Source organism: Streptomyces sp. NPDC021115 (genome assembly GCF_044333065.1).
In the GTDB taxonomy this organism is placed as follows: domain Bacteria; phylum Actinomycetota; class Actinomycetes; order Streptomycetales; family Streptomycetaceae; genus Streptomyces.
This window is the reverse complement of sequence record NZ_JBIRQF010000042.1, coordinates 1-14,391: the sequence shown is the minus strand read 5'-3', so window position 1 is coordinate 14,391 and position 14,391 is coordinate 1. Positions and strand designations below refer to the sequence as shown.

1 protein-coding gene is annotated in these 14,391 nt (G+C 72.3%); it reads right to left on the bottom strand.

Annotation, left to right across the window (positions count from 1 at the left end; translation table 11 throughout):
- On the bottom strand, positions 1 to 14,391 hold a 14,391-nt coding region (locus ACH4TL_RS45630; protein WP_398332007.1), incomplete at both ends, for an SDR family NAD(P)-dependent oxidoreductase.

Sequence of the window (14,391 nt, the reverse complement as noted above, 5' to 3'; positions counted from 1 at the left end):
CCCATCTCCACAAACCGGCCACCCCGCCGCGTCAACCGCAACGACGCGTCGACAAATTCACCGGCCAGACAGTCGAGTACAACATTCACCCCAGCACCCTCAGTCGCCTGCGAGAAGATCTGCTCGAACTCCGTCGTGCGGGAGGAAGCCAGACGGTCGGCGGCGACCCCGAACTCACGGACCGTGGGCCACTTGGCCTGACTCGCCGTCGCGAACACCTCCGCACCCAAATGCTGAGCCAACTGCACCGCCGCCATACCCACACCACCGGCAGCGGCATGAATCAACACCGACTCACCGGCCCCCACACCTGCCAGATCCACCAGCGCGTAATACGCCGTCAGGAACACCACCGGCACCGACGCCGCCTGCTCGAACGACCAACCACCCGGCATACGCGCCAACATCCGCGCATCCGCCACCGCCGCAGGACCAAACGCCCCGTCCAGCAGACCCATCACCCGGTCACCCACAGCGAAGTCGTCCACACCCGGACCGACCTCCAGGACCACTCCCGCGCCCTCCAGACCCATCCGGCCCGCATCACCCGGATACATCCCCAACACATTGAGCACATCACGGAAGTTCACCCCAGCCGCCCGCACACCAACCCGCACCTGACCCCGCTCCAAGGGCCGCGGCTCCTCCGGCACCAACGCCACACCATCAAGCCGCCCCTGCGCCGCCACCTCCATCCGCCACGACGAATCCGCGCCGGGCGGCGGCACCAGCACACCCCCCGAAGCCATCCGCACCATCCGCGGAAACCACACCGCACCCCCACGCACCGCAAACTGACCCTCGCCCAGGGCCCCGGCAAGCGCCCGGAAAGAAGCCTCCTCACCATCGACATCGGCCAGCACAAACCGACCCGGATGCTCACTCACCGCCGACCGCACCAAACCCCACACACCCGCACCAGCGAGATCCACACACTCACCGCCGGATACCTCCACCGCACCCGACGTCAACACCACCAGCCGCGACCCGGCGAAGCGCCGCTCGGCCAGCCATTCGCGGACCACGGCCAGAACACCCGCCACCACATCACCGAAACCGGCACCACCACGCGCCACCGGAAGCACGACCGTCTCCGGCACCGTGGCACCACCATCAAGAGCGGCGACCAAACCCGCAAGACCGTCGTAAGACGTCACCGGAACACCGGCACCCCGCAACCCACCCGACTCGACATCACCAAGCACCGCCCAACCAGCAGACTCCACAGGCTCCTCGGACCGGGCCACCGGCGCAGGAACCCACTCCAGCCGGAACAGACTCTCCGCCGTCGGGGAGTTCGCCGCCGCCAGGTCCGCGGTCGACACGGGGCGTAGCACCAGGGATTCGATCTCGGCCACGGGTTCGCCTACGGCGTCGGCCACCCGCAGCCCGATTTCGCCCACACCACGCGGGCTGAGCCGGACCCGTACGGCGGAAGCGCCCACCGCGGACAGCGAGACCCCCGACCAGAGGAACGGCAACATCGCGCCCTCGGAGTCCGGGTCCTGGAGCGCCAGCGCGTGCAGCACCGTGTCCAGCAGCGCCGGATGCAGCCCGAACCCAGCCCCGTCCTCGGCGACCTCCTCCGGCAGAGCGGCCTCCACGAACAGGTCCTCCCCCTGCTTCCACACCCCCCGCAGACCACGGAACGCCGGACCATAAGCCAGCCCCACACCCGACAACCGCTCATACAACCCATCCACCACAACCGCCTCCGCACCCACCGGCGGCCACACCCGCAAATCCCACCCAACAGCAGGGGCCCCGACAGCAAGAGCACCGGTGGCATGCAAGGTCCACGGCTGCTCGGCGTCGGCCTCCTCCGCGCGCGAATAGAACCGCAGCGCACGACGGCCGTCCTCGGCACCGTCGATACTGAGCTGCACCTGAACAGCACCGTCCTCCGGGAGGACCAGCGGCGCCTGCAAGGTCAATTCCTCGACCCGGGCGCACCCGACGTGATCGCCCGCCTGCACCGCGAGCTCAACGAAGGCCGTGCCCGGCACCAGGACCGAACCGGCGACGACGTGATCAGCCAGCCACGGATGCGACCGCACCGAAAGCCGTGACGTCAGCAGCACCGCATCCGAACCCGCCACCGCAACCGAAGCACCCAACAACGGATGCCCCGCCGCACCCAGACCCAGGCCGTCGAGGTCGGTCGCCGACCGGACGGGCCGCAGCCAGTACCGCTGCCGCTGAAACGCGTACGTCGGCAGATCCACTCGCCGCGCGCCGGTCCCTGCGAAGACAGCGGGCCAGTCCACGTCCGCCCCACGCACGAACACTTCCGCCACAGCGGTCAGCAGGGTCTCGGCCTCGGCCCGTCCCTTTCGCAGCACGGCCGCGGCGGCAGCGTCGGTGGCCGCCGGTGCGAGGCTGGTCAGCACCGGGTCCGGACCGACCTCCAGCAGCCGGTTTGCGCCCTGTTCGCCGGTTGTGGTCAGCAGGGCGTCATGGAAGCGGACCGGCTCGCGCACCTGACGGACCCAGTAGGCGGGGGTTGTCCAGTCGCCATCGGCGAGGGGCTGACCCGTGACGGTGCTGACCGCCGGAAGCACCGGCTGCCGGTAGGTGATACTCGCCGCGACCTCCGCGAACTCCGCGAGCATCGGCTCCATCAACGGCGAGTGGAAGGCATGACTCACCCGCAGCCGCGACACCCGGCGCCCCTGCTCCCGCGCAATGGCCATCACCCGCTCGACCGCATCCTCGTCACCGGAAACCACCACCGACGTCGGCCCGTTCACCGCCGCAACCGCCACCCGCTCGCCCTCGGCAAACCCGCCGAGGATCTCGGCGACCTCGGACTCGGTGCCCTCAATCGCCGCCATCGCACCCCCCGTGGGCAGCCCCTGCATCAACCGGGCACGGCCCGCCACCAACCGGGCAGCGTCGGCCAGCTCGAACACACCCGCCGCATACGCGGCGGCCAGCTCACCGATGGAATGGCCGAGCACCACATCCGGACGCACGCCCCAGGAACGCAACAGCTCCACCAGTGCGGCCTGCACCGCGAACAGCCCGCTCTGGGCGTAGCCGGTACGGTCCAGCAGAGCCCCCTCCGCAGAACCCTCCGCCGCGAACAACACCTCCCGCACCGAAACCTCAAACCCCGGCACACCCGCAAGCTCCGCGTCCAGATAGCCGCAGACCTCATCCAACGCCCTCGCGAACACCGGGAACACGGCATACAGCTCACGGCCCATGCCGAGCCGCTGGCTCCCCTGCCCGGTGAACATCCACGCCGTACGCCCCTCGCCCACGGCACCCGACACCACCGAGTCGCCATCCAGGTCAATGACGCTTTCGCGCCATGTGGCGCCCTCGGCGCCCAGCACCACCGCGCGGTGCTCCAGCGCGGCCCGCGTGGTGGCCAGGGACAGTCCGACGTCGAGCGGGGCGACGTCCCGCCCGTCGAGGAAGGCCGCCAGGCGCCCGGCCTGTGCCCGCAGCGCCTGGGCGTTCCGGCCGGACAGCACCCACGGCACCACCGGCAGCTCGACCGTCGGCCGATCGTCGGCCACGGCGGGTTCGTCTGCCGGGGCTTCTTCGATGATGACGTGTGCGTTCGTCCCGCTGATGCCGAACGATGAGACACCCGCCCGGCGCGGGTGTTCGGTCCGGGGCCATTCCCGGGCCTCGGACAGCAGCTCGACCGCACCGGCCGTCCAGTCCACGTGGGACGAGGGCGCGTCAGCGTGGAGCGTCTGCGGCAGCTGCCGCTCCCGGAGCGCCATCACCATCTTGATCAGCCCGGCCGCACCCGCCGCGGCCTGTGGGTGGCCGATGTTCGACTTCACCGAGCCCAGCCACAGCGGCTCGGCTCCGGCGCGGTCCTGGCCGTACGTGGCCATCAGGGCCTGCGCCTCGATCGGGTCGCCCAGCCGGGTGCCGGTGCCGTGGGCCTCGACCGCGTCCACTTCGGACGGCGATATCCGCGCGGCGGCGAGCGCCTGCCGGATCACCCTCTGCTGCGACGGACCGTTCGGCGCCGTCAGACCATTCGACGCACCGTCCTGATTGACCGCGCTACCGCGTACGACCGCCAGCACCTGATGCCCCAGGCGCCGCGCGTCGGACAGCCGCTCCAGCACCAGCACGCCGGCGCCCTCGGCCCACCCGGTACCGTCCGCGGCCTCCGCGAAGGACTTGCACCGACCGTCCCCGGCCAGCCCGCCCTGCCGCGAGAACTCCAGGAACATGCCGGGGTTCGCCATGATCGTCGCACCACCGGCGAGCGCCATCGTGCACTCCCCCGCGCGCAGCGCCTGGCACGCGAGGTGCAGCGCCACCAGCGCCGACGAGCACGCGGTGTCCACCGACACCGCGGGGCCCTCAAGGCCGAGGGCATAGGACAGCCGACCCGATGCCACGCTCGGCGTGCTCCCGGTCAGCAGGTAGCCCTCGGTTTCCGCGCCCGCCTCGTGCAGGTGGCCGCCGTACCCGTTGGCGGACACGCCCGCAAACACCCCGGTGGCCGAGCCACGCAGCGATTGCGGGTCGATTCCGGCACGCTCCAGCGCCTCCCAGGAGGTCTCCAGCAGTAGCCGCTGCTGCGGATCCATCGCCAGGGCCTCACGCGGCGAGATCCCGAACAGCTCGGCGTCGAATTCCCCGGCGTCCTGTACGAACCCGCCAACGGCCGCGATGTCGTGCAGCGCCCGCGCGTCCCAGCCGCGGTCCGCGGGAAACGGGGTGATGCCGTCTCCGGCGGAAGCCACCAGGTCCCACAGGGATTCCGGCGAGGTGACGCCGCCCGGGAAGCGGCAGCCCATGCCCACGATCACGATCTGCTCGTCCGCCGCGCCCACCGGGGCGGGGACGGCCGGTGTTCCGGTCGGCTCGACGGCCGCGCCGAGCACCTCCTCGCGCAGATATCCGGCGAGGGCGGACGGAGTCGGGTGGTCGAAGATGAGCGTCGCGGGCAGACGGAGGCCAGTGGCGGCATTCATGCGGTTGCGCAGGTCCACCGCGGTCAGCGAGTCGAAGCCGAGATCCTTGAATGCCCGGGCCGGGTCGATGGCCGCCCCCGAGGTATGCCCCAACACACCTGCGACCTCGGTCTGTACCAGGTCCAGCAGCAGCCGGTTCTGCTCGGCGGCGGGCAACCCCACCAGCCGACCGCCGAGTTCGCCCCGGCTCGTGATGGTGGCCTGCCCGGCGTCCCGGCGCTGCCGCGCCGTCGGGGCGAGCCTGTGCAGAACCTCGGGCAGGGTCGTGCGGTCCGAGGTCAGCGCGGAGGTGCGCAGGGCGATCGGCAGCGCCAGCGGCTCGTTGATCGAGAGGGCGATGTCCAGCAGGGAGAGTCCGTGGTCAGTCTCCAGGGCGGGGAAGCCGTGGCGCGCCATCCGGAGCAGGTCGGACTCGCTGAGCGTGCCGCCCATGCCCTCGGTGTGGGCCCACATGCCCCAGGCCAGTGACACGGCGGGCAGGCCCTGGGCGCGCCGGGACACCGCGAGCGCGTCGAGCACGGAGTTGGCCGCCGCGTAGGGCGCCTGGCCCGCGTTGCCCACCACACCCGCGATCGAGGAGAACAGGACGAACGAGTCCAGGTAGCGGTCCGCGGTGAGTTCGTGGAGATGCACGGCGGAATCGGCCTTCGCGGCCAGGACCCGGGTCAATCGCTCAGGGGTGAGATCGGCGATGATCCCGTCGTCGAGCACACCGGCGGTGTGCACCACGCCGGTCAGCGGGGCCTCGTCGGGAATCGCGTCGATGACGCCTGCCAGGGCCGTACGGTCGCTGACATCGCACGCGCTGATCGTGACTCGCGCGCCGAGGTCGACCAGCTCTCGTTCGAGTTCGCGCGCGCCCGGGGCCTCGGGGCCGCGGCGGGAGAGCAGCGCCAGGTTCCGTACGCCGTGATGGGTGACCAGATGGCGGGCCACCAGCGCGCCCAGGCCGCCGGTGCCGCCGGTGATCAGCACTGTGCCGTCCTCGCGCCAGGGCGCGGGCACGGTCAGCACGACCTTGCCGACGTGCTTCGCCTGGCCCAGGAATCGCAGCGCCTCCGGGGCCCGGGCGATGTCCCACGTCGTGACCGGGATCGGCCGCAGCGCGCCGCTCTCGAACAGTGCCAGCAGCGCCGTCAGCATCTCGCCGATCCGCTCCGGACCCGCGTCCATCACGTCGAACGACGTGTACCGCACGCCCGGATGGGCCTCGGCCACCTCGTCCGCGTCCCGGATATCGGTCTTGCCCATCTCGACGAACCGGCCACCGGCCCGTGTCAACCGCAGCGACGCGTCCACGTACTCACCGGCCAGGCAGTCCAGCACCACGTCCAGCCCGGCCCCGTCCGTGGCCCGGGAGAAGACCTCCTCGAACTCCGTCGTACGGGAGGAGGCGATGCGCTCGGCGGACACACCCAGATCACGAACGGCCTGCCACTTGGCCTGACTCGCGGTCGCGAACACCTCCGCCCGCAGGTGCTGGGCGAGTTGCACCGCGGCCATGCCGACACCCCCAGCCGCGGCATGGATCAATACCGACTCGCCCGCTTCCAGCCCTGCCAGATCGACCAGCGCGTAATACGCGGTGAGATAGACGATCGGCACGGATGCCGCCTGCGCGTACGACCAACCGGCCGGGATGCGCGCCAGCATCCGCCCATCGGCCACGGCCGCGGGACCGAACCCACCGTTCAGCAGACCCATCACCCGGTCGCCGACAGCCCAGTCCGACACCCCCGGACCGACCTCCAGGACCACACCCGCACCCTCATGGCCCAGCCGCCCGGCGTCGCCCGGATACATATCGAGCACATGGAGCACATCACGGAAATTGACGCCCGACGCCCGGACAGCTACCCGGACCTGCCCCGGGCCCAGCGGAGCCGGGTCTTCGGGCACCAGGGCGACGCCGTCCAACCGGCCCTTGGCCACGATGTCCATCCGCCAGGCCGAACCCGCGCCCGCCGGAGGCACCAGCACCCCGCCCGCGTTCATCCGCACCATACGCGGCAGCCAGGCGCGGCCTTCCCGTACGGCGACCTGGCCGGAGTCCGGCCCCGAGAGAGCGGCGGCGAGGACCTCGTACGACTCCTGCGCGCCGTCGACGTCGGCGAGCGCGAACCGGCCCGGGTGCTCGCTCATCGCCGACCGCACCAGTCCCCACACCCCGGCACCGGCGAGATCCAGTGTCTCGGGAGTGCTGTCCTCAGGTGTGCTGTCCTCGGGCCTCACGTCCACGGCGCCGGAGGTCAGCACCACCAACCGCGATCCGGCGAAGCGCTCCTGAGCCAGCCACGCGCGGATCACTGCCAGCACACCGGCCACCGCGTCGCCGACCGCGGCGCCCGTGGCGTCGAAGGGGAGCACGACGGTTTCCGGGACGGGCGCGCCGGCATCGAGCGCGGCGGCCAGCGCTCCCAGGTCGGCGTGTCCGGTGGCCCTCGGCACACCGGCGCCCAGCCGAGTGTCACCGAGCACCGCCCAGGCGCCCGGCTGATCGAGTCCGGTGGTGGTAGTGGTGGGGGCCTGGATCCAGTCGAGGCGGAAGAGGCTGTCCCTGACAGGGGAGTTCGCCGCTGCCAGCTCCCCCGCCGACACCGGCCGCAGCACCAGCGACTCCACCTCGGCCACCGGCGCACCCTCACCATCGGCGACCCGCAAGGCGATCTCACCGGAGCCCCGCACCGAGACCCGTACCCGCACCGCGGCGGCCCCGACCGCCGAAAGCGACACCCCCGACCACATGAAGGGCAGGGACGCACCCTCGTCAACCGACTCCCGAAGTCCCAGCGCGTGCAGCACCGAGTCCAGCAGTGCCGGGTGCAGACCGAACCCGGCCGCCTCACCGGACAGCGGCTCGGGCAACGCCGCCTCCACGTAGAAGTCGTCGCCCTGCCGCCAGGCCCCCCGCAAGCCACGGAAGGCCGGGCCGTAGACGAGCCCCTCGTCGGCCAGCCGCTCGTACAGGCCGTCCGTCGGGACACGCTCCGCACCGGCGGGCGGCCACGCGGCCAGGTCCCAGTCGGCGGGCACGCCCTTTCCTGACGTCAGGGTCCCGGTGGCGTGCAGAGTCCACGGCTCCTCGGCCGCGGCGCCCTCCGGGCGGGAGTACACCTTGAGGGCGCGCCGCTCGTCCCCAGCGCCGTCCGCCGTTTCGACGCTGAGCTGTAGGTGTACGGCGTGCTGTTCCGGCAGCACCAGTGGCGCTTGCAGGGTCAGCTCCTCCACGCGGTCGCGGTTGACCCGGTCGCCCGCCTGTACGGCCAGCTCCACGAACACCGTGCCCGGCACGAGCACCGAGCCCGCCACGGCGTGATCGGCCAGCCACGGATGCGACTGGACGGAAAGCCGTGAGGTCAGCAGCACGGCGTCCGAACCGGCCAGCGTCACGGCCGCGCCCAGCAGGGGGTGCCCGGCCGCGCCCAGGCCCAGGCCACGGGCGTCGGCCACCGGCCGGGAAGCCCCGAGCCAGTACCGCTGCCGCTGGAACGCGTAGGTCGGCAGCGCGGTCGGCCGGGCGCCGCTCCCGGCGAACATGGCGGTCCAGTCGACTTTCGTGCCGCGTACGAACATCTCGGCCACGGCGCCCAGCACGGACTCGGCCTCGGGCCGTCCGTTACGGAGTACCGACGTCGCGGTGACGTCCTCCGCCGCGGACTGCGCGAGCGCGGTCAGCACCGGGTCGGGGCCGATCTCCAGCAGCCGGGACACGCCCTGCGCACCCGTCGCGGCCACGAGGGCGTCGTGAAAACGCACCGGTTCGCGGAGCTGACGCACCCAGTACTCCGGGGTCGCCCAGTCCTCCGCGGCCGCCGACTCGCCGGTGACGGTGCTGAGGGCCGGTAGATTCGGCTGCCGGTAGGCCACATCGGCCGCGATATCGGCGAACTCCGCCAAGGCCGGTTCCATCAACGGCGAGTGGAACGCGTGGCTCACCCTCAGCCGGGACACCCGGCGGTGCTGTTCACGGGCTACGGTCATCGCCCGCTCCACGGCCTCCTCGTCGCCGGAAACCACCACCGACGTCGGCCCGTTGACCGCCGCGATCGCGATCCGCCCGTCCCCGGAGAGCCCCCGCAGGATGCCAAGAACCTCCTCCTCGCCGCCCTCGATGGCAGCCATCGCGCCACCTGCCGGCAGCCGCTGCATCAGCCGGGCCCGGCCCGCCACCAGCCTGGCGGCGTCGGCCAGATCGAAGACACCGGCGGCGTACGCGGCGGCGAACTCCCCCACCGAGTGACCCAGCACCACGTCCGGGCCCATGCCCCACGAACCCAGCAGCTCCACCAGGGCGGCCTGGACCGCGAACAGCGCCGTCTGCGCGTACCCGGTCCGGTCGAGGAGATCTGCCTCGTCCGAGCCCTCGGCGGCGAACAGCACGTCCCTCACGGGGATATCGAAGCCGGGCCGGCCCGCCAGTGCGGTCTCCAGGTGTCCACAAACCTCGTCGAACGCCCGGCTGAACTGCGGGAATTGCTCATACAGCTCGCGGCCCATGCCGAGCCGCTGGCTGCCCTGCCCGGTGAACATCCAGCCCGTACGGCCCTCACGCACCACACCGGACACCACCGAGGCGTCACCCTCGGCCAGCGCGGCCACGCCCGCACGCAACGCACCCGGATCACCACCCAACACCACCGCGCGGTGGTCCAGCAGCGCACGCGTCGTCACAAGCGACAGCCCCAGATCCACACTGGAGTGGTCGCGTGCGTCGGCGAGTTCGGCCAGGCGTCCGGCCTGCGCCCGGAGCGCCTGAGCGCTGCGCGCCGAGAGCACCCACGGGACCACCGGCAGCTCGGCCGGGGGCCGCTCCTCGGCCGTGGCCGGTTCAGCCACCGGCGCTTCCTCGATGATGACGTGAGCGTTGGTGCCACTGATCCCGAAGGAGGAGATGCCCGCGCGCCGCGGACGCTCCCCCATCGGCCACGTACGGGCCTCCCTCAGCAGCCGGACCGCTCCGTCGGCCCAGTCCACCTGGCTCGAGGGCTCGTTCACGTGCAGCGTCCGCGGCAGCCGCTCGGCACGCAGCGCCATCACCATCTTGATGATTCCCGCGGCACCGGCGGCGGCCTGAGTGTGCCCGATGTTCGACTTCACCGAGCCCAGCCACAAAGGCTCATCCTCGGTGCGCGCCTGACCGTACGTCGCCAGCAGCGCCTGCGCCTCGATCGGGTCGCCCAGCCGGGTCCCCGTGCCATGTGCTTCGACCACATCGACCTCGGCGGCGGAAAGCCGCGCCGACGACAGCGCCTGGCGGATCACCCGCTGCTGCGACGGACCGTTCGGCGCCGTCAGGCCATTCGACGCGCCGTCCTGGTTGACGGCGCTGCCGCGCACCACCGCGAGCACATGGTGACCACGGCGCCGCGCGTCCGAGAGACGCTCCAGCACCAGAACCCCGGCACCCTCGGCCCAGCCCGTGCCGTCCGCGCCGTCCGCGAAGGACTTGCACCGGCCGTCCGAGGCCAGACCCCGCTGGCGTGAGAACTCGACGAACGTCGAGGGCGTCGCCATGACCGTGACGCCACCGGCCAGGGCCGTGTCGCACTCCCCCGCCCGCAGGGCCTGGCAGGCCCAGTGCAGGGACACAAGCGACGAGGAACACGCGGTGTCCACCGTCACCGCGGGCCCCTCGAACCCGAAGACGTACGCGACGCGTCCGGAGAAGACGCTGCCCGCGTTCCCGTTGGCGACGAAGCCTTCCACGTCCTCGGGCACGGTCTGGAGACGCGAGGCGTAATCGTGGTACATCAGCCCCGCGAACACACCTGTGGACGACCCCCGCAACGACAGGGGGTTGATGCCGGCCCGCTCCAGCGCCTCCCACGACGTCTCCAGAAGCAACCGCTGCTGCGGATCCATGGCCAGCGCCTCACGCGGGCTGATCCCGAACAGCTCCGCGTCAAACTCCGCCGCGTCGTGCAGGAAGCCGCCCTCGCGTACATACGACGTGCCCGCGCGGTCGGCGTCGGGGTCGAAGAGCGAGTCGACATCCCAGCCGCGGTCGGTCGGGAAGCCCGTGATCCCGTCCCCGGCGGAGTCGACCAGCTCCCACAGCGCCTCGGGAGAGGTCACCCCGCCCGGGTAGCGGCACCCCATCCCCACGATCGCGATCGGCTCGTCGTCGGCCATCACCCCGGACGGCCTCGGCTCGATGTCCTGGTCGGCCGGCGTCTCCCCCAGCAGCCGTTCGCGCAGATACGCGGCGAGCGCGGTGGGGCTGGGGTGGTCGAAGACCAGGGTGGCGGGCAGGGTGAGCGCGGTCGCGCTGTTGAGCCGGTTGCGCAGGTCCACCGCGGTCAGCGAATCGAACCCGAGATCCTTGAACGCCCGCCCCGGATCGACCGCACCCGGCGACGCGTGCCCCAGTACCGCCGCCACCTCGGACTGCACCACGTGGAGCAGCACTCGGTCCCGCTCCGCCCCGGACAGACCCGACAGGCGGCGGGTCAGCCCACTCACGTCGGTGCCCTGGCCCGCGGTCCGGCGCCGGCGGGACACGGGAAGGAGACCGTGCAACGGGGTGGGCAGGCTGTCGCGCCGCGCGGCGAGCGCCGTGGTCCGCAGGGCGACCGGCAGCGCCAGGGGTTCGTCGGTCCGCAGCGCCAGGTCGAACAGTGCCAGCGCGCCCTGGGTGGACAGTGGCGGGAAGCCCTGGCCTCGCAGGCGGGCGATGTTCGCCTCGCCGAGGCGGCCGCCCATGCCGTCGGCGTGTTCCCACATGCCCCACGCCAGCGACACCCCGGGCAGCCCCTGCGATCGCCGGGACAGGGCGAGGGTGTCCAGCACGCTGTTGGCCGCGGCGTATGCGGCCTGGCCCGCGTTCCCGAACACTCCCGCGATGGAAGAGAACAGGACGAAGGAGGTCAGATCGCGGTTGTCCGCGGTCAACTCGTGCAGGTTGAGAGCCGATTCGGCCTTCGCCGCAAGCACCCGGGCGACCCGCTCCGGGGTCAGGTCGGTGATCATGCCGTCGTCGAGGACACCGGCGGTGTGCACGACTCCGGTCAGGGGCGCGTCGTCGGGTATGCCGCCCATCACCTCGGCCAGTGCCCGGCGGTCGGCCACGTCGCAGGCGGTGATGGTGACTTCGGCGCCCAGGCCGGTCAGCTCCCGTTGGAGTTCGTGAGCACCGGGGGCGTCCGGGCCGCGGCGGGAGAGCAGCAGCAGGTTCCGTACGCCATGCGTGCTCACCAGGTGCCGGGCCACGACCGCGCCAAGGCCACCGGTTCCGCCGGTGACCAGCACCGTTCCCTGGCTCTGCCACACACCTGGAGCGCCGTCTTCGGAGGCGCCGGTCATCCGCGCCATCCGGGGCAGCCACACCTCGCCCCGCCGCACGGCGAACTGGCTTTCCCCGCCGTCGGCCAGGGACACCGCCAGGGTCGCGTACGAGGTTGGTTCACCGTCGACGTCGGCCAGTACGAACCGGCCCGGGTGTTCACTCATCGCCGAGCGCAGCAGGCCCCAGACGCCCGCGCCGGCCAGGTCGTCCGCCTCCGTCCCTACCGCGCCGGAGGTCACCACCACCAGCCGGGTTTCCGTCAGCCGCCGCTCGGCCAGCCACTCACGAACGAGCCCCAGCACACCGGAGACCGCTGCGGCGACCCCGGTGTCCGTGCCGCGAGGGTCGTGCGGGAGCGGCAGCAGCACGGTGTCCGGGGCGCTGCCGCCCTCGTCGAGGGCGGCGGTCAGCGCGGTGAGGTCGGCGTAGCCGGTCACCGGCACTCCGGCGTCCTGCCACGCGTGCGGATCGCCGAGCACGGCCCAGTCCCCGAGTTCGCCGGCGTCACGACGCTCGGTGGGGGCGGGGGCGGCGGTCCAGTCCAGCCGGAACAGGCTGTCCGAGATCGGCGAGCCCCCATCGCCGCCCGCGACGAGGTCGGCGGCCGATACGGGCCGCAGCACCAGGGAGCCCACCTCGGCGACCGGCTCGCCCGCCGCGTCCGCCACGCGCAGGGCGATCTCGCCCGAGCCCGGCCCGCCGCGCGGCGAGAGGCGCGCCCGGACGGCAGTGGCGCCCACGGCGAACAACGAGACGCCGGACCACAGGAACGGCAGGGACGCGGTGCCCTCGGCTGACGGCTCACGTAGCCCGAGGGCGTGCAGGAGGGTGTCCAGCAGGGCCGGGTGCAGACCGAACCCGGTGACGTCCCCCGCGATCTGCTCGGGCAGGACCGCCTCCACGAACAGGTCCTCGCCCCGCCGCCATACCTCCTTCAGGCCACGGAACCCGGGTCCGTAGGCGAGTCCCGCGTCGGACAGTCGGCTGTAGAGACCCTCGAGGCCCTCGAGTCCATCGGCCGGTACCGGCTCCGCACCCTCGGGGGGCCAGGCGCGCAGGTCCCAGTCGGCGGCGGGCCGCGCGGTGGTGAGGGTCCCGGTGGCGTGCAGGGTCCACGGCTGGTCGGCGGCGGCGTCCTGCGGGCGTGAGTAGACCCGGACCGTGCGCCGCCGGTCGCCTTCGGCCGGTTCGCTGCTGATCTGGAGCTGGACCGTGCCGTCGTGCGGCAGGATCAGCGGGGCCCGCAGGGTCAGGTCCTCCACTTGGTCGCAGCCGACCTGGTCCCCCGCCTGCACGGCGAGTTCCACGAACACCGCGCCGGGCACCACGACGGATCCGGCCACCACGTGATCGGACAGCCACGGATGCGACTGCGCGGACAGCCGCGACGTCAGCAGCACCGTGTCCGATCCGGCCAGCCGCAGCGCGGCCCCCAGCAGCGGGTGCCCGACCGTCCCCAGGCCGAGCCCGCTCGCATCGGTCACGGAGCGGGAGGGCCGCAGCCAGAACCGCTGGTGCTGGAACGCGTACGTCGGCAGCTCCACCCGCTGGGCGCCGGTTCCGGCGAACACCGCGGCCCAGTCCAGCTTCGCGCCGCGTACGAACATCTCCGCCGCCGCGGACAGTACGGACTCGGCCTCCGCGCGGCCCTTCCGCAGCACCGACGCGGCGGTGGCCTCCGTCGCGGCCTGCGCCAGGCTGGTCAGCACCGGGTCGGGCCCGATCTCCAGCAGTCGGCTCACGGCCCGCTGCCCGGTCGTGGTGCGCAGCGCGTCGTGGAAGCGGACCGGCCGGCGCACCTGGTCCACCCAGTAGGCGGGGGTTGCCCAGTCCTCTTCTCCGACCGGCTCGCCGGTGACCGTACTGACGGCGGCGAGCGTCGGCTGCCGGTAGGTGACGCTCGCGGCGATGTCGGCGAACTCCCCGAGCATCGGCTCCATCAACGGCGAGTGGAAGGCGTGGCTGACCCGCAGTCGGGACACCCGGCGGTCCTGTTCCCGCGCAATGGCCATGACCCGCTCGACCACGTCCTCGTCACCGGAAACCACCACCGACGTCGGCCCGTTCACCGCCGCGACCGCCACCCGCTGCGAGTCCGGCAGCCCCCGCAGAATCTCGGAGACCTCCGCCTCCCCGCCCTCGACCGCCGCC